Origin of the sequence: Microbispora sp. ATCC PTA-5024 (assembly GCF_000511135.2) — a bacterium.
Classification (GTDB): Bacteria; Actinomycetota; Actinomycetes; order Streptosporangiales; family Streptosporangiaceae; genus Microbispora; species Microbispora corallina.
The window spans coordinates 1259938-1279833 of sequence record NZ_KI866522.1; the positions used below are offsets into that span (position 1 = coordinate 1259938).

General features: G+C 73.4%; 20 protein-coding genes. 10 read left to right on the forward strand and 10 right to left on the reverse strand.

Annotated features, from left to right (window positions below):
• Nucleotides 1-287: carbohydrate kinase family protein (locus MPTA5024_RS05645; RefSeq protein WP_036320487.1), on the forward strand; the 287-nt coding region annotated here is incomplete at its 5' end.
• A gap of 104 nt (nt 288-391) precedes the next feature.
• On the opposite strand, the gene MPTA5024_RS05650 is transcribed toward MPTA5024_RS05645, so the two are convergent.
• The 6 genes from MPTA5024_RS05650 to MPTA5024_RS05675 all read right to left on the reverse strand — a co-directional run bounded on the left by MPTA5024_RS05650 (nt 392) and on the right by MPTA5024_RS05675 (nt 9274).
• Nucleotides 392-3382 (reverse strand): glycosyl hydrolase 2 galactose-binding domain-containing protein, encoded by a 2991-nt coding sequence (locus MPTA5024_RS05650; protein ID WP_198166960.1) that lies wholly within the window; start codon nt 3380-3382, stop codon nt 392-394.
• Between the two features lie 183 nt (nt 3383-3565).
• Nucleotides 3566-5449 carry a hypothetical protein gene (locus tag MPTA5024_RS05655; RefSeq protein ID WP_051457737.1) on the reverse strand — a complete coding sequence of 628 codons (1884 nt, stop codon included), beginning with the start codon at nt 5447-5449 and terminating at the stop codon, nt 3566-3568.
• 308 nt (nt 5450-5757) lie between these two features.
• A complete protein-coding gene (locus MPTA5024_RS05660; RefSeq protein WP_036320490.1) occupies nt 5758-7356 on the reverse strand; it encodes a peptide chain release factor 3 in 1599 nt (532 codons plus the stop codon).
• Between the two features lie 156 nt (nt 7357-7512).
• A complete protein-coding gene (locus MPTA5024_RS05665) occupies nt 7513-8136 on the reverse strand; it encodes an FMN-dependent NADH-azoreductase (RefSeq protein WP_036320492.1) in 624 nt (207 codons plus the stop codon).
• Between the two features lie 107 nt (nt 8137-8243).
• Entirely contained in the window at nt 8244-8882 is a 639-nt protein-coding gene (locus MPTA5024_RS05670; RefSeq protein WP_036320493.1) for a class I SAM-dependent methyltransferase, read from the reverse strand.
• A gap of 14 nt (nt 8883-8896) precedes the next feature.
• Nucleotides 8897-9274 carry a VOC family protein gene (locus tag MPTA5024_RS05675; RefSeq protein ID WP_036320494.1) on the reverse strand — a complete coding sequence of 126 codons (378 nt, stop codon included), beginning with the start codon at nt 9272-9274 and terminating at the stop codon, nt 8897-8899.
• Between the two features lie 148 nt (nt 9275-9422).
• On the opposite strand from MPTA5024_RS05675, the gene MPTA5024_RS05680 reads away from it, so the two are divergent.
• From MPTA5024_RS05680 to MPTA5024_RS05690, 3 genes are all read left to right on the forward strand, one after another.
• The gene (locus MPTA5024_RS05680; RefSeq protein WP_051457738.1) at nt 9423-10490 is read left to right on the forward strand and encodes a LysR family transcriptional regulator; all 1068 of its coding nucleotides are present in this window, start codon (nt 9423-9425) and stop codon (nt 10488-10490) included.
• Nucleotides 10491-10613: 123 nt separating this feature from the next.
• Complete coding sequence (locus MPTA5024_RS05685; RefSeq protein WP_036320495.1) at nt 10614-11054, forward strand: RrF2 family transcriptional regulator; 441 nt, start codon at nt 10614-10616, stop codon at nt 11052-11054.
• 57 nt (nt 11055-11111) lie between these two features.
• Complete coding sequence (locus MPTA5024_RS05690; protein ID WP_036320496.1) at nt 11112-12290, forward strand: globin domain-containing protein; 1179 nt, start codon at nt 11112-11114, stop codon at nt 12288-12290.
• 87 nt (nt 12291-12377) lie between these two features.
• Here the strand turns inward: MPTA5024_RS05690 and MPTA5024_RS05695 are convergent, their stop codons facing one another.
• The 4 genes from MPTA5024_RS05695 to MPTA5024_RS05710 form a co-directional block, all read right to left on the reverse strand.
• The gene (locus tag MPTA5024_RS05695) at nt 12378-12656 is read right to left on the reverse strand and encodes a DUF6510 family protein (RefSeq protein ID WP_036320497.1); all 279 of its coding nucleotides are present in this window, start codon (nt 12654-12656) and stop codon (nt 12378-12380) included.
• Nucleotide 12657: 1 nt separating this feature from the next.
• Complete coding sequence (locus MPTA5024_RS05700) at nt 12658-13383, reverse strand: ferredoxin reductase (protein WP_157099300.1); 726 nt, start codon at nt 13381-13383, stop codon at nt 12658-12660.
• Between the two features lies 1 nt (nt 13384).
• Complete coding sequence (locus tag MPTA5024_RS05705; protein ID WP_036320498.1) at nt 13385-13984, reverse strand: sulfite oxidase-like oxidoreductase; 600 nt, start codon at nt 13982-13984, stop codon at nt 13385-13387.
• A gap of 99 nt (nt 13985-14083) precedes the next feature.
• Nucleotides 14084-14698 carry a TetR/AcrR family transcriptional regulator gene (locus tag MPTA5024_RS05710; protein WP_036320500.1) on the reverse strand — a complete coding sequence of 205 codons (615 nt, stop codon included), beginning with the start codon at nt 14696-14698 and terminating at the stop codon, nt 14084-14086.
• A gap of 89 nt (nt 14699-14787) precedes the next feature.
• Between MPTA5024_RS05710 and MPTA5024_RS05715 the strand changes: the two genes are divergently transcribed.
• The 6 genes from MPTA5024_RS05715 (at nt 14788) to MPTA5024_RS05740 (ending at nt 19895) form a co-directional block, all read left to right on the forward strand.
• Nucleotides 14788-15426: a hemerythrin domain-containing protein gene (locus tag MPTA5024_RS05715; protein WP_036320502.1), complete on the forward strand. Its 639-nt coding sequence runs from the start codon at nt 14788-14790 to the stop codon at nt 15424-15426.
• A gap of 458 nt (nt 15427-15884) precedes the next feature.
• Nucleotides 15885-16505, forward strand: a complete 621-nt coding sequence (locus MPTA5024_RS05720) for a pentapeptide repeat-containing protein (protein WP_036320504.1) — start codon at nt 15885-15887, stop codon at nt 16503-16505.
• A 74-nt stretch (nt 16506-16579) separates the two neighbouring features.
• Entirely contained in the window at nt 16580-17242 is a 663-nt protein-coding gene (locus tag MPTA5024_RS05725) for a response regulator transcription factor (protein WP_036320505.1), read from the forward strand.
• Between the two features lie 93 nt (nt 17243-17335).
• Nucleotides 17336-17758 carry an ATP-binding protein gene (locus MPTA5024_RS05730; RefSeq protein ID WP_051457739.1) on the forward strand — a complete coding sequence of 141 codons (423 nt, stop codon included), beginning with the start codon at nt 17336-17338 and terminating at the stop codon, nt 17756-17758.
• Nucleotides 17759-18033: 275 nt separating this feature from the next.
• On the forward strand, nt 18034-19515 hold the full coding sequence (locus MPTA5024_RS05735; protein WP_051457740.1) for a PAS domain-containing sensor histidine kinase: 1482 nt from the start codon (nt 18034-18036) through the stop codon (nt 19513-19515).
• Nucleotides 19512-19895: a response regulator gene (locus MPTA5024_RS05740; protein ID WP_198166961.1), complete on the forward strand. Its 384-nt coding sequence runs from the start codon at nt 19512-19514 to the stop codon at nt 19893-19895. Before MPTA5024_RS05735 ends, MPTA5024_RS05740 begins: the two co-directional genes overlap by 4 nt.
• Nucleotide 19896: the final 1 nt, after the last annotated feature.

The following is a 19896-nucleotide window of genomic DNA, read 5'->3' on the forward strand; positions in this document are numbered from 1 at the left end:
TCACGCGCGGCGCGGACGGCGCGGTCGCGGTGCTCGGGGACCGGCTTGTGACCTGTCCCGCGCCCGCCGTGGAGGTCGCCGACACGGTCGGCGCGGGCGACACGTTCACCGCCGCCTACCTGGCGGAGCTCGACGGCGTCGCCGCCCTCACCGTCGAGGACGTCGCCCGCGCGCTGCGGCACGGCTGCGCCGCGGCGGCCGTGGTCTGCACCCGGGAGGGCGCCTCGCCGCCCACGCCGGGCGAGGTCGCCGCGCTGCTCCCCCAGGTGGCGGCGACCGTCGCCTGACAGACGCGGCCGCCGCCCGGAGGTGCCCGGCCCGGCCGCGGCGGCCGCCGCCACGAGGACGTCGCCCATGCGACGCGCCCCCGGCGGCGTCCGCCGCGAGGCCCTCAGCCGACGGTCAGCTTGTCGACGTTCGGGCCGCCGGTCGTTGCGGTGGCGGTGGCCCGGATCCGGTTCGTCCCGGCGGCGAGGGTCACCGGGACGGAGACGGTCGCCCAGGTGTCCCAGTTGGCCGTGGCCGCGAACGAGGTGCGCGCCGCCACGACCGTGCCGTTGACCGCGATGTCCATGGGCCGGTCGGCCGTCGTGCCGTTGGCGTACCGGAAGGTCAGGGTCGCGGGCCCGGCCGAGGCGGCGTCCACCGTCCACTCGACGTACGACCCGGCGACGTTGGTGTAGTCGACGAAGCCCGTGCCGGTGTAGCCGGTGTGGTTGGTGAAGACGCCGGCCTGGGAGAGCGTCGCGTCCTCGGCCTGGTAGTCCCGCGCGGCCGGGGACCCGAAGCTCGCCGTCGCGGTGGCGGTGTTCCACCCGGCGACCCGGACGCCGGTCGCCGCGCCCCGGAAGGTGACCGTGAGCGTCTTCGACTCCCCCGGCCAGAGGCTGATGGCGTTGTCCGACCAGATGGCCGGCAGGACCGGCTTGCCCGCCGCGTCGACCACGTGGGCGTCCAGGTAGAACGCGGGGAGCTTGCCGGTGCCGGTGTTCGTCACCGTGACCGTGGCCGTGCCCGCGCCCGGCGACGTCGCGGTCACCGAGATCGGCGCCCGTGCCATGCCCGCCAGCCCCTTGAGGTCGGCGTACGACGTCGTGGGCGTGTAGTACCAGTCGCTGTTGCCGTAGTCGAGGACGTCCTTGGCCGTGGACAGCCAGTAGACGTTCCTGTCGATCTCGCCGCTCGCGTCGCTGAGCGTGAGCCGCAGCAGGTAGGTGGTGTTCAGCCCGCTGATGGACGAGGGGACGGTCACGGCGGTGACCCGGCCGCCGTCGGCGGGGGCGGTGACCGTGGCCGTGCTGCTGTACTTGTTCGTCCCGTCGAGGTTGAACACGTCGGTCTTCACGGTCAGCCCCGAGGCCGCCTTATGAGTGGAGTTGACCACGACGACCGAGCGGTTGTCGTAGGAGTACTGCACATGGAGGGGGGTCATCGCCTTCCTGGTGCCCCAGTACGACCCGCCCTGGTCGAGGTAGGTGTCGAACAGCTGCCAGTGCAGCGAGCTCCAGCCGCTGTTCAGCATCCAGTAGATGACGCCCGTGGCGGGGTTGGCGGAGTCGGTGAAGTTGCGGCCGAACGCCTCGAACTGGGCGCGCGTGTTCTCGTACTGCGCGAGCTGCGCCTTCCGCACGTAGTCGTCCAGGCTGGAAGGCGCGCCGTACCGGCCGGTGAGCGCGTCGTCGAACAGCTTCAGCGTGCCGAACGTGTCCGACGGCGAGCGGTGGTACTGCGTGGCGCTCGCGTTCTGCCACAGCGTGTTCAGCTCGCTCGACGACATCATGCGCTTCAGCGAGTCGAGCGTCGGCACGTCGGGCCCGGCGCTGACCTCCGAGGCGAAGCCGAACGCGCCGCCGAGCTGCTTGGTGTACCAGTAGTTCGGCGGGATCCAGTCGTACGGCCCGTCCATCTTCATGCCGGAGCTTCCCAGCTGCGGCGAGGAGTTGTCGGAGGCCGCGGCGACGACCGGCGTCTTCCAGTCGGCGGCGTTCAGCGCGTCGAGGTAGCCGCTCTCCTGGGTGCCGTTGGGGGCGAAGTCGCTGCCGATGAGGAACGTGAAGACGCTCGGGTGGTCGCGCAGCCGGGCCGCCTCGGCGGCCATGGAGGCCTTGGCCACCGTGTAGTCGGCCGAGGTCCACTTGTCGCCCGGCTCGCTCCCGTTGGTCTCGCCCTCCCACTTGTCGCAGCACTCCCAGCCGGCCATGACGAGGATGCCCATCCGGTCGGTCAGGTCGAACAGGTCGTCCGGCTCGAGGTGGCCCTCCAGCCGGATGGTGTTGAGCCCGAGGTCGCGGACGTACTCCAGCTTGTCCCGCACGTACTGCGGATCCCAGCGCAGGAACAGGTCGGGCGACCAGCCGCCGCCGCGCACCAGCAGCGGACGTCCGTTGATCTTGTAGAGCCGGTGCCCGCCGCCGTCGAGGGAGGAGGTGACCGACCGCACGCCGAACGTGGACGACGCGGTGTCGCTGACCGTGCCGCCCACGGTCGCGGTGACCGACAGGTCGTACAGCGGCTGCCCGCCCATCCCGTACGGCCACCAGACCTTGGGAGAGGCGATCGTGAGCGGGACGGACACGGTCTTCGTCTGGTGCGCCGCGAGCGAGACGTCCTGGCTGAAGCCCATCCCGGCGGCGGTGCCGGCGATCGTCGCGGTCACGGCCGAGGCGCCGTCGTTGCGCGCGTTCACCTTGACCGTGAGGTCGGCGCGGTCGAGGGCGGCGGTGAGGGACGTCACGACGTGCGCGTCGCGCAGCGCGACAGCGCCGCTCCGCCGGACGACGACGTCGCGGAAGATGCCCATGTTCTTGTCCGGCGGGGTCTGCACCCAGTCGATCCAGCCCATCGTGAGCTGCTTGTTCGGGTCGTTGGGGCTGACCTTGAAGGCGACGCTGTTGACGCCCGCGTGGACGAGCGACGTCACGTCGATCTCGTTCCTGGTGTAGGCGCCAGTGAGGCCGGCGGCGACCTGGGCGCCGTTCACCCAGACGTCCCCACCGGAGATGAGGCCGGTGACGTCGAGGAAGGTGCGCAGCCCGGTCTCCGAGCCCAGGGTGAAGTCCGACCGGTACCACCAGGGCACGGTGAAGTCGGCCGCCGGGATGGACTTCATGTTCGTGGAGTAGAAGGGGTCGGAGTAGACGCCGTTCTTCAGCAACGCGGCCAGGACCGTCGAGCGCGGCCCGGCGGCGTACCAGCCGCTCGCGCCGTAGCCCGGCGTGGAGATCGCCGCGCCGCCGTCCGAGACCTTGGCCGACGACTGGATCTTGTACCCGGGCAGCACGACGGGCTGCTGCGCGGCGGCCTGCGAGGCGGCCGCGGGCAGGGCCGTCACGCCCGCGGCCGTCAGCGCGAGCGCCGCCAGCAGTCGGATCAGGGAGCGCACCGATGACCTCCAGGATTTGTTAATAAACCTTATTAACAAAGTGACCAGATAGTAGGCCGGTCAAGACCCGTGGTCAAGGGAAGATCCCGTACCGGCGAGGGGCGCCGTCCCCGAGCCGTCCCCGAGCCGTCCCCGGGCCGTTCCCGGGCGGGGAGGCTCGCGGACGGCGCCCCTCGGGCGGGGTCAGAACGTCAGCCGGGTGATCCTGGTGCCCCAGTTGGCCAGGGCCGTCCGGGTGCCGCCGCAGGTGAGCAGCGGCTCGGCGGTGTACTGGGCCAGCGAGCACGACTGGCCGATGTACTCGGACGCGATCCAGACGGCGTCGCCGTCGGCCGCCGCGGCGCCGTAGTCGCCCCACCGCGGACGCGGCGGGTCGTTGAACGCCTTGTATCCGGAGAAGCCGTCCTGCGGTCCCTTCCCCGGCGCCGCGATCTGCACGTCCCCGGCGCCGGTACGGGCGTCGAGCGAGGCGAATCCGGCACTCGGGTAGTAGTCGGCGCCGGCGACGGTGAAGGCGATGACGCCGCGCCCGCTCCGGTTCACGCCGACGGCCGGGTAGACGAGGTTGTTGTGCGCCAGCGCCAGGTATCCCTGCTTGTCGGCGCGGGCGGTACCCGGGTCGACGACGAACCACTCGACGCCGGCCTTGTCCTGCCCGGCCACCGTCACCGCGGTGTCGAGCGCCGCCCACAGCTTCCCGCCGGCGTACACGACCTGCTGCATCCGGGTGTCGTTGGAGTCGAGGGGCGCCTCGGCCTCGTCGTGCTCGGGCTCGTCGGCGAGGAGGTACCGCCAGCATCCCGGTCCGAGGGGGGTGGGCGTGGTGGTGTCGTTCACGCACTGCCCCAGCGGGAAGTCGCCCGGCTTCTGGTCGGCCTTCGGCGGGATCGAGTAGGCGCCAACCGGGACGATCTTCCTGCTCAGCGCAGGCGTGCCGCCCGTGTTCAGGACGAACGTGCCGGACAGCCGCCACTGGATGATGTGGTCGCTCGCGCCGGTGCCGTTCGCCTCCTCGGCCGCGTCGGACGACAGGAAGTACTCGGTGTTGGGCGCGTACTGCGAGCTCGGGGACTGCGCCGGCCAGATCGTGAAGCCGGGCGCGCCGCCCGCGCCGAGGCCCGTCGTGTCGTACTGCACGACCGGCACCGAGGCCGGGGTCGTGACGAACCGCCACTTGGGGAAGGCGTAGATCTGGGCGGAGTTGTACCCGTCGCCGAAGAACTCGTACTCGTTGGTCGTGACGTAGAAGCCGAAGGCGTCGGCGCCGATGTGGGGGTAGTCGCCGAGGCAGGGGCAGCCGGGGTGCGCGGGGGTGCCGTCGGTCCCGTCGTCCTGCGCCGCGACCCGGTAGACCGTCCACTTCCCGAGCGGGCTGGCCGACGTGCTCACCGCGACGTCGAGGTGGTTGACGCCGGTGAAGTCGCCCGTGCCGGCGTCCACCTCGAGGGTCAGGGCGACCTGGAACCAGCGCCTGCTGTCGGGGTCGTAGTAGCAGGACGGGTCGGTGACGAACGGCCCCTGCACGCCGGTGGCCCGGTCGATGGCCGCCGGGTACCCGTAGAAGGTGTTGAGGTCGGCGACGCCGATGAGCGCCCTGCCCGAGGAGTCGAACACGCGGAGCGCGTCGTTGACCGACTCGAGCACGAAGCCGTTGCCCGCGCACAGTCCCTGGTCGGGCGGCTCGGTGGAGAACTGGTTGCCGCCGTTGGCGAGGCGCTGGTCCCGGTGGCTGATGCCGTCGAACGACAGGGCCACCTTGGGGTTCGACCTGGGGGGACGGAAGCCGACGACGACGCCGTGGTGGCCGGAGCGGCGGGACAGGCTGCGGTTGACCGGCACGATCCTGGGAGCCGCGCGCCGGGCGTCCTGCTCGCCCGGTTCCGCGCCGCGGATCTCCGGGACCTGGACGCCGGTGTCGGGGCCCGCCGCCACCGGCTGGATGGCGGTGCTGCCCGCCGCCGGGATCTCCCGGTTGGTCGCCGCGGACGCGCCCGTGGCGGCCCCGACCGCTGGCAAACCGGCCAGTACCAGGACGAACGTCAGCTTCAGGGGGAGGATGCTTCTCATGACCACCTCACTGGAGGCACCGCTATGTGCCCAGTCAGGGAATTTCAGGACTTGCCCGTCGTACCTCCGGGATGTGGTCATGAGAAGACGCGTGTCCGCATGCGGACACGCGTCCCGATCGCCCGGCGCCGCACCAACACGGTGGGGCGGCGACGCGCGGCACAGGACCGGGCGGAGCCGCGGACATGGCGACGCGGGCATGGCGACGCGGGCACGGCGACGCGGGCACGGCGACGCGGACACGGCGACGCGGACACGGGGACCGGCGGAGGCGCGGGCGCGGGCCGGGCGAATGGGCGGGTGCGGGGTCAGGACTCCTGGACGGCGCCGGCGATGATGGGGTCGAGCGTGAGGCCGGGGTGCTCGCGCTGGATCGAGCGCATCCGCCACTGGTCGGTGAACACGGCGAGCAGGGCCTCGTCGCGGCTGCGCACGAGCACCTCCGCCCCGCGCTGGCGGCGCAGCGTCTCCGCCGACTGCGGGTCGGTCCGGAGGGCCAGCGTGTACTCCAGCCGGTCGAGCACGGTCTCCGCCCCGAACTCGGCGGCCAGGCGGTGCTGGACGACCTCGAACTGCATCGCCCCGACCGCCGCCAGCACGGGGGCCTGGTCGCCGCGCAGGTCCGACCGGAGCACCTGGACGACGCCCTCGGCGTCGAGCTGGTCGATCCCCCGGCGGAACTGCTTGGCCTTGCCGGTGTCGCGCACCCGGGCGACGGCGAACAGCTCGGGGGCGAAGCTCGGGATGGGCGGGAACTCGACCGCCGTGCCCTCGTAGAGCGTGTCCCCCGGGCGCAGCGCCGAGGCGTTCACCAGGCCGACGACGTCTCCCGGATGGGCCTCGTCGAGGGTCGTGCGCTCCTGGCCGAACACCGACTGGGCGTACTTGGTGGCGAACGGCCGGCCGGTCGCCGCGTGCGTCAGCACCATGCCGCGCTCGAAGCGGCCGGAGCAGACCCGGACGAACGCGATCCGGTCGCGGTGGGCCCGGTCCATGTTGGCCTGCACCTTGAACACGAGCCCGGAGAACGGCGCGTCCAGCGGGCGGAGGGCGCCCTGCACGTCGGGCCGGGGCGCGGGCGCCGGGGCCAGGGCGACCAGCACGTCGAGCAGCCGGGCGACGCCGAAGTTGGGCAGCGCCGCCCCGAACAGCACCGGCGTCGACTCGTGCGCCTCGAACCGCTTCTGGTCGTGGTCGGCGCCGATCGCCGCCAGCAGGTCGGCCTCCTCACTCGCCCGCGTCCAGTCGGCGCCAAGCTCTTGTGCCGCCTGCTCCGGGGTCAGCTCCGTCTCCAGCGCCTTGGTCGCGCCGCCGGGGGTGCGGGCGTAGCGGACGATCCGGCCGTCGAGCCGGTCGACGACCCCCTGGAAGGCGTCGGCCGAGCCGATCGGCCAGGTGACGGGCGTGGGCCGCAGGCCGGTGCGCTCCTCGATCTCGTCGAGCAGCTCCAGGCCCTCGCGGCCCGGCCGGTCCCACTTGTTGACGAACGTGATCACGGGGATGCGGCGGTGCCGGCAGACCTCGAACAGCTTCATGGTCTGCGGCTCCATGCCCTTGGCGGCGTCGAGCAGCATGACCGCGCAGTCGACGGCCGCGAGGACCCGGTAGGTGTCCTCGGAGAAGTCGGCGTGGCCGGGGGTGTCCACCAGGTTGAAGACGTGCCCGCGGTATTCGAAGCGCAGCGCGGCGGAGGTGATCGAGATGCCGCGGGCCCGCTCCATCTCCATCCAGTCGGAGGTCACGCCCCGCCGCCCGGCCTTGCCGTGGACGGCTCCCGCCTGGGTGATGGCCGAGGCGTGCAGGGCGAGGGCCTCGGTCATCGTCGACTTTCCGGCGTCCGGGTGGCTGATCACCGCGAAGGTCCGCCGCCGCCGCGCCTCCGCGAGGATCTCGCCCTCGGCTCCCATTTCCGCTCCCCCCACCCGCCGCCGGCGTCCCGGCGCCGGTCCGACGTCCCGCACGATTCGCTCGGGCGAATCTACCGTGCCGGCGCCGGTGCCTCTCACCGCCGCACCGGCCCTGTGGACGGAGGCAGGCCCGGCGGCCGTACGGCGCGGGACGCGTCAGAACGCGCGGGCGATCTCCCGGGCGCTCTCCTCGGCCCGCTTGCGGGCGAGGTCGGCGTCCCCGGTGAGCGTGGGGTGGAACCTGATCTCCTGGATGTCCGTGATGCCGGTCCAGCGCAGCCAGTCGTTGAAGAACCCGGACTGGTGGTCGGCCCCGAACTCCGGGCCGAGCCCGGGCCCCCACACCGAGCTCGTGTAGACCACGGCCGCCCGCTTCCCCGTCAGCAGCGACGAGTACCCGGTCTCGGGGTGCACGCCGAAGATCAGGCCGGGCTGGCTGACGACGTCGATGAACTGCTTCAGCTTGTACGGCACCGTCGAGTTCCACATCGGCACGCTGAACAGGTAGCGGTCGTAGGCGTCGAACCGCTCGAACGTCGCCACGGCGGCGGCCCAGGCCTCGGCCTGCTCCCCGGTGGGGGTGCCACCGCCGATGACGGTCATCTTGGCCGTGGCCGCGGCCGGGCCGAACTCGGGCAGCGACCCGTCCCACAGGTCGAAGTGGTCGACGACCTCCTCCGGATGCGCGGCTCGGTAGGCGTCGAGAAAGACCCCGGCGATGGCGAGCGACGCAGAGGCGGCGCCCCGGGGCGAGGCGGAGATGTGCAGCAGACGGCTCATGACGGTCCTCCTTCGAGACGTACCGGACTGCGGTCCGGTACGCTCACCATCATGTGGACTGCGGTCCGATTAGTCAAATCCCCGTCGCCGCCGGGCCTCTCCCCCCGTCAGCCCTCCGGCCGGGCGGCGCCCATGACGAAGAAGGTGAACGGGCTGCGGATCCCGCCGAAGGCGAACCGGTCGAGGCGCTCGACCGCGAAACCGGCCGCCTGGACCTCGGCGACGGCGTCCCGGGACAGGTGGCAGCCGCCGGCCAGAACGGGCCAGGGCCCGGCGTCGAGCAGCCGCTGGACGCGGGCAACGCCGGGCAGGGGGGCGCGGACGTGCTCCAGGAACACCAGCCGGCCGTCCGGCCGGAGCACCCGGCGTGCCTCGCGCAGCGCGGCGGGGACGTCGGGCAGCGAGCACAGCACCAGCGAGAACACCACCGCGTCCGCGGCCGCGCCGGGCACCGGCAGCCGGTCGGCCAGGCCGTCCACCACCTCGATCGGCACGGGGGCGGACCGGGCCGCCTCCCGGGCCGTGCGGCGCAGGCGCGGCTCGGGCTCCACGGCGATGACCCTCTCGACGGAGGGCGGATAGTGGGCGAAGTTGAGCCCGTTGCCGGCCCCGACGTCGACGACGCGGCCCGACAGGCCGCCGAGCAGCGCCCGGCGGCGCTCGGCCAGCCCGTGGCGCTCCAGCGCCTCGCTCAGGCGGGTGTAGACCCGCGCGAACACCGGGTGACTCACGCCGCCGGCCGCCATGGCGTCTCCTCCCTCTACACGCCGGCCGGTGGAGGACCGGCCAGCACGATGCCGTTGCCGTCGGGGTCGTCGAAGGTGGCGAACCGCCCCCACGGGGCCTCCTGCGGCCCCTCGACGACGACGCCGGCGCGGCGCAGCCGCTCGATGTCTCCATCGAGGTCCGCCGTCTGCAGCACCAGGCCCTTGGAACTACCCGGCGGCATGCTCGGGAACCACGTGACCAGCGTGATCGCGGTTTGCGCCCCCGCCGGGGCGACCTCCACCCACCGCTGGTCGGGGCCCATCGGGTTGTCCCGTACCAGGTCGAGGCCGAGCGTGCCGACGTAGAAGTCCTTGGCCCGCCCCTGGTCCGACACCGGCACGGAGACGAGCTGGATCCGAGTGATGTTCATGAGGTCATTATAGGTAGGAAATTTCCTACCTATAAGTCCGGACACTCCCGGGCGCGGGAACGCGGGCCGGCCCGGCGTACGGACGCGCGAGATAAAGTCACGACATCGCTGTGCGTTTCCGGACAACGACGGACACGACGGAGGCCGGATGGAGCTGCGCCACCTGCGGTACGCCCTGGCTCTGGCCGAGCACGGGCACGTCGGCCGGACGGCGCAGGCCCTCGGCGTCCACCAGGAGTGGCTCCGCGAGCAGGTCAAGGCACTCGAGGCCGACGTCGGCCAGGAGCTGTTCGAGCGCGCCGGCGGCGGGGTCCGCCCCACCGCCGCCGGCCGTGTCTTCCTCCGGCACGCCCGCGACGTCGTCCGCCATCTGGAGCTGGCGGCGGCCGAGGCCGCCGACGCCGGACGGGGCGACGGCGGCACCCTGGCGGTCGGCTTCACCGGCACCGCCCTCGCCGCCGTACTGCCCGAGGCCGTCTCCGCGTTCGCCGAGCGCCGCCCCCGCGTACGGCTGGAGCTCGTCGAGGCGCCGGCGTCCGAGCAGTTCGCCCAGCTCATGGCCGGGCATCTGGACGCGGGCTTCGTCACCGGACCGGTGCCCGCCCCGGCGCGCGAGCACCTGGCGAGCGTCCCCCTGATCCGCGAGCGCCTCGTCGCGGTCGTCCCGGCCGGATCTCCCCTCGCCGGCGACGCCGGAGCCGGACCCTGGACCACCGCGGACCGGCCTGCCCTCGCGAGCGACGCGGCGGAGGCCGGACCCTCGACCACCGCCGACCGGCCGTCGGGGTCTCCCCTCGCGGGCGACGCGCGGGGAGCCGGGCCCTGGGCCACCACCGACCGGCCGGGCGGGACGCGCCGCCGGGCGCCGATCCCGGTCGCCGCGCTCGCCGGACATCCCCTCGTCCTCACCGCGCGGCAGGCAGAGCCTGCGCTCGCCGACGCCGTCCTCGCCATGTGCCGGACGGCCGGGTTCGAGCCCCGGTCGATCGTCGAGGCGAGCGGGCTGCACACGCTGCTCGGCCTGGTGGCGTGCGGGCTCGGCGTCGGCCTGGGACCCGAGAGCCTGCGGCGGTTCGGGTACGCGGGGGTCGAGGTGCTCGATCTGGCGCCGGCCGCACCCCTGGTCGCCGTCCACCTGGTTCACCGGGCCGCCGACACCGACGCCGTGCTCCACGAGTTCCGCCGGACGGCGGAGGCCGCCGCCCACCAACGCTGACCGCCCCTCCCCCGGTACAGGCCTCCGTCGCACCCGGCGGCCGGCAGGTCCGCGCATCTCCCTGCCGGCCCATCGGACATCCTTTAATTGGCATTTCGGATGCAAGTTTGTTAGCGTGACGGTGTGCGGTTGACGAAGTTCACCGACCTGGCGCTGCGGGTGACCATGCGCCTGGCGGTCCTGGAACCGGGGGCGTCGCTCACCACCAGCCAGGTGGCGGAGGCGATGGCCATTCCGTACACGCACACGGCGAAGGCCATCGCGCGGCTGCGCCATCTCGGCGTCGTCGAGGCCCGAAGGGGCCGCGGCGGCGGGCTCGGGCTCACTCGTTTCGGCAGGTCGGCCTCGCTCGGCTGGCTCGTCAGAGAGCTGGAGGGCGAGGAGGAGGTCGTGACGTGCGAGGGCGAGACGCCCTGCCCGCTCCGGGCGGCCTGCCGCCTGCGGGGCGCGCTGCGCGCCGCGCAGCAGGCGTTCTACGCCTCGCTCGACTCCGTCACCGTGGGCGATCTCGTCGCCTCGCCGACGGGGCCGCTGCTCGTGGGCCTGGCGCCCGCGGCCGAGTGAGCCCGTGAATCAGACGCCGTTTTAATTCGTATCTGCTTTACCTGTTTGGAGGTCGCCGTGCTCTCACCGGAGTCGGCCGCGACGGTCCGCGCCACCCTGCCCGCCATCGGCGGTGCGATCGACGACATCAGCGCCCGCTTCTATGAGGGGATGTTCGCCGACCACCCCGAGCTGCTGCGGACCCTGTTCAACCGCGGCAACCAGGCCAGCGGGAGGCAGCGTGCGGCGCTCGCCGCCTCGATCGTCGCCTTCGCCTCGGCCCTTGTGGAACGTTCCGGCCCGCCCGTGGACGCGATGCTCGCCAGGATCTCGCACAAGCACGCCTCCCTCGGCGTCACGGCCGAGCAGTACGACGTGGTCCACAAGTACCTGTTCGCGGCCATCGAGGAGGTGCTCGGCGGCGCCGTCACCCCCGAGGTCGGCCAGGCGTGGGACGAGGTCTACTGGCTGATGGCGGACACGCTGATCGGAAGCGAGGCGCGGCTGCGCGGCGCCTCTCCCGGCGGCGGCGCATGGATGCGGGCGACGGTGATCGAGCGGCGCGACGAGACCCCGGACGTCGTCTCCTTCACACTCCGGCCGGAGATCCCCGCCGCGTTCGCGCCCGGTCAGTACGTCAGCGTCGCCGTGACGCTGCCCGACGGCGCCCGGCAGATCCGGCAGTACAGCCTGTCGGGCCCGCCGAGCCGGGACCTGTGGCGCGTCAGCGTGAAGCGGGTGCGCGGCGGCGGCCCGGACGGCGAGGTGTCCGCCTGGCTCCACGCGAACACCCGGCCCGGCGACACGCTCACGGTCTCGGCGCCGTTCGGCGACGTGACGCTGCCCGAGGGGGAGGCGCCCCTGCTGCTCGCCTCCGCGGGGATCGGCGTCACCCCGGTCGTGTCGATGGCCGCCCATCTCGCGGCCACCGGCTCGCGGCGTCGCGTCGTGGTCGTCCACGGCGACCGCTCCCCCGCCGACCACGCCCACCGCGAAGAGCTGGAGTCCCTGGTCGCCGCGCTCCCCGGCGCCACGCTGCACCTCTTCTACCGCGAGGCGCCCGACGCGCAGGCGGGACACCGCGTCGGCCGCGTCGACCTCGGGGCCGTCGACCTGCCCGGCTCGCTGGTCGCCTACCTCTGCGGGCCGCTGCCGTTCATGCGCGACGTCCGCGCCCACCTGCTCGCCCGGGGGGTCCCGGCCGGCGCGGTGCACTACGAGGTGTTCGGACCCGACCACTGGCTCGGGCGGTCCTGACCGTCCGGGGACGGGCCCCGCGGGGGTGAGCGTGCGCGTGCGCCGGCGTACGGGCTCCGCCGGGATCGGCGGGTCCGGGGAGGCCGATCAGGACGGCTCGGCGTCAGCGAGCGGGATCCGCAGTGACACGGCGCCGCGCAGGTCGAGCCAGGCGGCGTCCGGTCCCCGGACGACGCGGAGCACGACCTCCTCGCAGCCCGGGCAGCGGGCCGTGAACCCCGGTCCCGGGCCGTAGACGTGGAGAGTCGCGAGGGGACCGGTCAGCCCGCAGCCCGCGCACCGCCCCACGGCGGCGGTCATGTCGACGGCGAAGATCTCCCGCAGCGGGCCGGCCAGCGCGTTGCCGTCGAGGTGGTCGTCTGTCATGTCAGCCTCCCGTGGGGCCGAAGCGTTCGGTCCGGACGCGGCCCGGGTCGTGCCCGAGCGAGAGCAGCAGGTCGGCGGCCCGCTCGACGAACCCGGTGGGGCCGCAGACGTAGCAGTCGGGCGTGAACCCGGCGGGCCATCCTCCCGCCGCGAGGTCGTCGAGCATGAGCCGCCCCGGCGGGCGGGACCAGCCGTCGGGGACCGCGCGGGTGTAGACGTAGGTGACGTCCAGCCCCGGGTCCGGGCGCCGCAGCTCCTCCGCGTAGTAGCGGCGGCCGGGGTCCCGGGTCGAGTACAGCAGGCGGAACGGCGTCCGGCTCCCCGCGCGGCGGCGCTGCCTGACCATCGCCATGAGCGGCACGATGCCCGAGCCCCCCGCGACCAGCAGGACCGGCGCCGCGCCGTCGGGACGCCAGACGAACCAGCCGCCCACGGGCCCGCGGATCTCGACCTCGTCTCCGATCTCCAGCACGTCGGCCAGGTACGGCGAGACCTCCCCGTCGGGCACCCGTTCGACGGTCAGCTCGACCCGCTCCCCGTCGGCCGGGGCGGCGATCGAGTAGCTGCGCTGGGTGCTGTAGCCGTCCTCGGCCGTCAGCCGCACGTCGACGTGCTGGCCCGCCAGGTGACCCGGCCACCCGGGCACCTCCAGGACCAGCGTGCGGGCGCTGTCGTTCTCCCACCGCGACTCGGCGAGCCGGGCGACCCGCCAGGGCAGCCGGCGCACCCTAGTCGCCCTCGTAGCGCTGCTCGCGCCACGGGTCGCCGTAGTTGTGGTAGCCGGCGGTCTCCCAGAACCCCGGCTCGTCCTCGTCCAGCAGCCGGATGCCGCGCACCCATTTGGCGGACTTCCAGAAGTACACGTGCGGGACGAGCAGCCGGGCCGGCCCGCCGTGCTCGGGCGCGAGGTCGTCCCCGTCGTACCGGAAGGCGATCCACGCCTTGCCGTCGAGCAGGTCCTCCACCGGGAGGTTGGTCGTGTAGCCGCCGTACGAGTGGATCAGGGCGTACTCGGCGGCGCTCTCGACGTCCTCGAACAGGACGTCGAGCGAGACGCCCTGCCAGGCGGTGTCGAGCTTCGACCACTTCGTCACGCAGTGGATGTCGACGGTCGGCGTCTCGCTCGGCAGCCTCATCAGGTCCTGCCAGGACCACCGGTGCCGCCGGCCGTCCTCGGTGTCGATGGTGAACTCCCAGCGGTCCAGCGGGACCCGCGGCGTCGGGCCCGCCGACAGCACCGGGAAGTCGTGGACGCGGTACTGGCCGGGAGGGAGCCTCCCGTCGCTGCCCCGCTGCCGGCCCTGAAAGCCGCGCGAGATGATCCCCATGATGTCTCCTGACGTCTCAGACGTGATTATGGCCCCTTCGAGGCGGCGGTTTCCCACCGCCCGTATCCGCCGGCGGTCGAGTGGACGCCCCTCGACGGCCTACGGAACGCGCAGAAGCGCCTGACGCGCGGAGGCGGCCAGCCACTCCTCGGCCTGGTCGAACGTCCATCCCCGCTCCCCCACCAGGACGAACCAGGCGCGCTGGCCGAGGTAGAACCACAGCAGGTCGACGGCCCGGTCCGGGCCGAGCCCGGGCCGCAGGGCGTCCAGGGTCACGAGACGGCCGGCGACCGTCGACAAGGCCGCGACGTACGCGTCGACGCCGGCTCTGACCACCTCGGCGGCGGCGGGCTCCCCCACGCCCTCGTGCAGCAGGCCGAAGACCAGGGCCCAGTGCCGCTCGTGGGTGCGCCGGACGCCCGCGGCCGTCAGCCGGACGATCTCCCGCGGATCGGTGGCCGCCGCGACCGCGTCCAGGACCTCGTTCACGGTGGGGTCGTTCACCGCGGGCTCCAGCAACGCCGACAGGATCGCCGTCTTGCTTCCCGCGCTGCTGTACACGGTCTGGACGGCCACCCGGGCCGCCGCGGCGATCTGCGCCACCGTTACGCCGGAGTAGCCGTGGGCGAGGAACAGGTCCCGGGCGCTGCTGATGATCGCCTCGCGGGTGGCGGCGGCCGCGTCCTCGCGGCGGGGGGAGCGGTACCTGGTCACGCGATCAGCATCCCACCTTTGGATGAACACTGCATTGAATAGAGGTATCTCTATTGACCATAACTAACCTTCGTCAGTAGCGTCGGAGCGTGACAGACACCCGGACGGAACCCACGGCGGTCGTCGAGACCGATCTGACCCACAAGATGCACCGCGCCGCCACGACGCTCCTGGCCGAGGCCGCCGGACGGCCCTCGGTGCCGGCCGGGGCGCTGGCCGAGCTGCGCGACTTCCTCGTCGCGAACCTGCATCATCACCACGAGAGCGAGGACGGGCAGCTGTGGCCCCTGATCACGGCCGCCGCCCCCGGGACCGCCGCCGAGCTGGCCACCCTCACCGAGGACCACGACCTGCTGGACAGCGCGCTCGACGCCCTCGCCGGCGTGCCGATCGGCGACACCGGCCGCGCCGCCCTGGCCGAGGCCGCCTCCGCCGTACGCGACCTCGTCCACGGCCATCTGGAGCGGGAGGAGCCGCTGCTGTTCCCGGCCCTGCGCGCGCATGTGTCCCCCGAGGCGTGGGCGGAGTTCTCCCGGCAGGTCGTCGCGACGGCCCCGATGGAGGGCGCGCACCTCATGATCGGCCTGTTCGACGAGGTGGGCTCGCCGGAGGAGGTCGAACTCGTCCTGTCCGGCCTGCCGGAGCCGGCACGGGCGTTCGTGCCCGGCATGCGGCAGGCGGCCCGGGGCAGCCTCGCCGTCCTCCGCGGCGAGAACGACGCCACCTGACCCGCCGGTCCCCCGAGGCGGCGTCCTGCCGGACGAACGCAATGCCGGCGTCACCACGGCACCGCGGAGGCGTTCGCGCAGCTCGGAGGTGGTGCGGACGCGGCCGTCGGACATGGTGTGCACGATGCCGGCGCCTCGTCGCGGGTTCCGTCGGGACCGTCGCCGGAGGCGGGCGGCTGTGGCGGCTGTGGCGGCCCGGGCGGTATGTGGCGGCTGTGGCGCTGGGGCGGACTGGGGCGCTGGGGCGGCTGCGGCGGTTCTGTCGGAGGCGGCGGATAGGGTCGGCGGCATGCAGACACTCCGAGCCCGGCCCCGCCCCGGGCCCGACGGGTCGCGTCCCGATCCCCAACCCGCGCCCGGGTCGCGTCTCGAGCCCCAACCCGGGCCCGGGGGGTCACGTCTCCGGCCCCGCGCCGGGCTCCACCGGCTCAGGGGCCGGCGACGCGCGGGCGGGGATCGTGGCTGACGCCCGGCGCGGGCGCGTCGCGCCGCTCACCGAGAGCGTCATCCGCTCCGCCGACTGGGACGGGCGGGACCTGTCCGGCGAGAGCCACCACCGGGTCTCGCTGGTCGACGTGGACATGACCGAGGCGTCCGGGCGGGGGGCCGAGTTCGTCGAGTGCCACTTCCGCGACGTCCGGTTCAACGCGTCCGTCCACGAGGACGCCGCGTTCGTCAACTGCGCCTTCACCCGGTGCACGTTCTTCGACGCCGCCTTCACCGGCTGCAAGCTTGTGGGCAGCGTGTTCGACGACTGCACGTTCGACCTGCTCAAGGTCGAGGGCGGCGACTGGTCGTTCACCGCGCTCCCGGCGGCCGACCTGCGCCGCGCGACGTTCAGCGGCGTCCGGATGCGCGAGGCCGACCTCTCCGGGGCGCGGTGCGCCGGCGCCGTGCTCCGCCGGGTCGACCTGTCCGGCGCCCGGCTGGAGAAGGCCGACCTGTCCCGCTGCGACCTGCGCGGCAGCGACCTGTCCTCGCTCGACCCGTACACGGCCGTGCTGACGGGCGCGGTCATCGACCCCTACCAGGCGATCACCGTCGCCGCCGCTCTGGGCCTGGACGTCCGGGACGGGTAGCCCCGGCCCTCGTCGTGCGGTGGCGGAGGCGGGACAATGGCGGAGTCGGACCGCCCCCAGCAGAGGAATCCCTCATGCCAGCGCAACCGCAGCCGCTCCGTCCACGGGCGATCCGGCTGCTGATCGTCGAAGACCACGGCATGGTGGCCGAGGCCATCGCGCTGGCGCTCGGAAGCGCCGAAGGCGTCGAGGTGGTGGGCTCCGCGCAGTCGATCGCGGAGGCGGTGGAGGAGGCCGGCCGCGTGCGTCCCGACGTCGTGATCCTCGACCGCCGGCTTCCGGACGGCGACGGGATCGCGGCGATCGAACCCCTGACGACCGCCGCTCCCGGCGCCCGGGTCCTCATGCTCACGGGCGAGGCCACGGTGTCGGTGGCCGCCCGGGTGGCGGAGGCGGGCGGAGCCGGGCTGATGCTCAAGTCCGCCCCGTTGCGGGAGCTGGAGTCGGGGGTGCGCGCGGTCGCCGCCGGTTCCGTGGTGTTCTCCCCCGACCTGCTGGCGGGGGTGCTCGACCGGCTGACCGGACGCGTCCAGCGATCGGGCGCCCGTCTCACCGAGCGGGAGCGGGAGACGCTGTTCCTGCTCGGCGAGGGCGCGAGCACCGACCAGATCAGCGACCGGCTGGGCGTCGCCCGCAACACCGCGCGCAACCATGTGCAGCGGGTGCTGGAGAAGCTCGGCGCGCGGTCGAAGCTGGAGGCGGTCGTGATCGCCCGCCGCGAGGGCATCATCGACTGATGCAGACGCACCAGAAAGCAGTCTGCACACGCACCTGACGACGGGGCCCGCATGCGTCTCGCGCCCGCCCCGTCCGTCGCGGAGAGTGGACGGATGGGCATCGGGCCTCGGTCGTACCGGATCGAGCATCAGCTACCGGAGCGACTGGACAGCATCCGCATGTCCAGGGAGATGACCTGGCGCGCCCTCACCACCTGCGGCTACCGCGGACACCGCGAGGATGTGATCTTCGTCGTCTCCGAGCTGGTCACGAACGCGCTGCGGCACGGAAGCGGCGCGCCGACCCTGTGCCTGACCGGCGGCTCCTCGTTGGTGCGCGTGGAGGTCGGCGACGCCGGCGCCGAGTTGCCGCCGCTGGGAATGGAGCCCGGCCCGGGCGGGCGCGGCCTCGACGTCGTCCGGAGGCTCTGCTCCGGCTGGGGGGTGTCCCCCCTGCAGCGGGGGAAGGTCGTGTGGTGCGAGCTCGAGGCCTACCTCACCGTGGTCGTCGGCGGCCACGACCCCGCCATCGCCTGACCGCCGGCATGCCACGCCCCGCCGTCCGGCCCGGCCATTTCACTCCGCGCCGCCGCATCTCGGAGCCGGGCTCCGCCACTCCGCGCCGCCGCATCTCGGAGCCGGGCTCCGCGACTCCGCCCGGCCGCGCCACGGTGACCGAAGGCAGCGCTCCGCCCCGCCTCGGCGCTCGAATCGGCCCCGCCACTGGGCCGAGCCCCGCCGCCTCGGCCGGGTTCGCCGTCTCCCGCGGGCTCCGGCACGTGGACGCGTGGCCGTACGTGCGAAGCTGTGGTATGCCCGATCCCCTGTCAGCCGGCCAGGAACCTCCCGCCTACGCGTCCGACGATCCCCGGGATCTGCGGCTGCTGGTCGACCAGGTCGTCGATTACGCGATCTTCATGGTCGACCCGACGGGCCGGGTCGTGAGCTGGAACGCGGGCGCCGAGCGGATCAAGGGGTACGCCGCCGAGGAGATCATCGGGCGCCACTTCTCCGCCTTCTACCTCCCGGAGGACAGGGCCGCGGGCAGGCCGGACCGCGAACTGGAGATCGCCGTCGCGCAGGGACGGGTCGAGGACGAGGGCTGGCGGGTCCGCAAGGACGGCACCCGCTTCTGGGCCAACTCCGTCATCACCGCCCTGTTCGACGAGGACGGCACCCTGCGCGGCTTCGGCGAGGTCGTCCGCGACGCCACCGAGCGCCGCATGGCCGAGCAGGCGCTGCGCGAGAGCGAGGAGAGATTCCGCCTGCTGGTGCACGGCGTCCTCGACTACGCGATCTTCATGCTCGACCCGACGGGCCGCGTCGTGAGCTGGAACGCGGGCGCCGAGCGCATCAAGGGGTACGCCGCCGACGAGATCATCGGGCGCCACTTCTCCGTCTTCTACCCGCCGGAGGACAAGGCCGCGGGCAAGCCCAACCGCGAGCTGCGGACCGCCGCCGCCGAGGGACGGCTGGAGGACGAGGGCTGGCGGGTCCGCAAGGACGGCACCCGCTTCTGGGCCAACGTCGTCATCACCGCCCTGTTCGACGAGGACGGCACCCTGCGCGGCTTCGGCAAGGTCACCCGGGACATGACCGAGCGCCGCACGGTCGAGCGCGCCCTCGACGAGCGCGGCAGGCTGGTGGCCCACCTGGTCAGGGCGCAGGAGCTGGAGCGCCGCCGCATCGCCTGGGACGTGCACGACGACACCATCCAGTCCATGGTCGCCGTCGGCATGCGCCTGCAGTTGCTGGCCTCCCGGCTGCCCGCGGAGCACGCGGCGCCCGTCACCCGCCTCGACGAGGCCGTCGCCGCCGCCATCGCCCGGCTACGCGACCTGACCTTCCGCCTGCGTCCGCCGGGCATCGACCAGAACGGCCTGGTGGAGGGCCTGACCAGCTACCTGGACGAGATCATCCCGGGGACGGGCCTCGCGTACACGCTGCAGCACCACCTGGACCGGGAGCCGCCCCGTGAGACTGGGATCACCGTCTTCCGGATCTGCCAGGAGGCGCTGGCCAACGTCCAGAAGCACGCCCAGGCCCAGACTGTGGCCGTGTCGCTGACGTCGGTCGACCACGGCGTGCTCGTCCGGGTGTCGGACGACGGGATCGGGATCGGCGAGGCCGCCGACGGGGTGACCAGGCCCGGCCACTTCGGCCTCATCGAGATGCGCGAGCGGGCGGAGACGGCCGGCGGCTGGTGGGGCGTGCGGCGCAGGCCCGGCGGCGGCACCAGCGTCGAGTTCTGGCTGCCCGCGCTCAGGTACGGCGAGGAGGACCCGCTGCCGTGACCGCCGCGGCCGGCCCACTGACCGTCCTGATCGGCGACGACGAGCCGATCATCCGCGAGGTTCTCCGCGAGGTGCTGGAGGCCGAGCCCGACCTGTCCGTGGTGGCGGAGGCGGCCGACGCCGACGAGGCCATCGCCCTCGCCGTGCTGCACGCGCCGGCCGTCGCCATCCTCGACGTGCGGATGCCCGGAGGCGGCGGCGCGCGGGCGGCCCGCGAGATCCGGCGGCGCTGCCCCGGCACCAGGATCATGGCGTTCTCCGCCCACGCCGACGCCCGGTCGATGAGCGAGATGCGCGACGCGGGCGTGAGCGCCTACCTGCTCAAGGGGCTGCCCAACGCCGCTCTCGTCGCCGCCGTCCGCCACCTCGCCGCCCCCTGAT

What these genes read in the sequence shown, in the direction of transcription:
- MPTA5024_RS05675 (WP_036320494.1), bottom strand. Translation starts at nt 9,274, where the DNA reads ATGAACATCACTCGGATCCAGCTCGTCTCCGTGCCGGTGTCGGACCAG.
- MPTA5024_RS05660 (WP_036320490.1), bottom strand. Translation starts at nt 7,356, where the DNA reads ATGGGAGCCGAGGGCGAGATCCTCGCGGAGGCGCGGCGGCGGCGGACC.
- MPTA5024_RS05680 (WP_051457738.1), top strand. Translation starts at nt 9,423, where the DNA reads ATGGAGCTGCGCCACCTGCGGTACGCCCTGGCTCTGGCCGAGCACGGG.
- MPTA5024_RS05735 (WP_051457740.1), top strand. Translation starts at nt 18,034, where the DNA reads ATGCCCGATCCCCTGTCAGCCGGCCAGGAACCTCCCGCCTACGCGTCC.
- MPTA5024_RS05665 (WP_036320492.1), bottom strand. Translation starts at nt 8,136, where the DNA reads ATGAGCCGTCTGCTGCACATCTCCGCCTCGCCCCGGGGCGCCGCCTCT.
- MPTA5024_RS05725 (WP_036320505.1), top strand. Translation starts at nt 16,580, where the DNA reads ATGCCAGCGCAACCGCAGCCGCTCCGTCCACGGGCGATCCGGCTGCTG.
- MPTA5024_RS05670 (WP_036320493.1), bottom strand. Translation starts at nt 8,882, where the DNA reads ATGGCGGCCGGCGGCGTGAGTCACCCGGTGTTCGCGCGGGTCTACACC.
- MPTA5024_RS05705 (WP_036320498.1), bottom strand. Translation starts at nt 13,984, where the DNA reads ATGGGGATCATCTCGCGCGGCTTTCAGGGCCGGCAGCGGGGCAGCGAC.
- MPTA5024_RS05655 (WP_051457737.1), bottom strand. Translation starts at nt 5,449, where the DNA reads ATGAGAAGCATCCTCCCCCTGAAGCTGACGTTCGTCCTGGTACTGGCC.
- MPTA5024_RS05695 (WP_036320497.1), bottom strand. Translation starts at nt 12,656, where the DNA reads ATGACAGACGACCACCTCGACGGCAACGCGCTGGCCGGCCCGCTGCGG.
- MPTA5024_RS05730 (WP_051457739.1), top strand. Translation starts at nt 17,336, where the DNA reads ATGGGCATCGGGCCTCGGTCGTACCGGATCGAGCATCAGCTACCGGAG.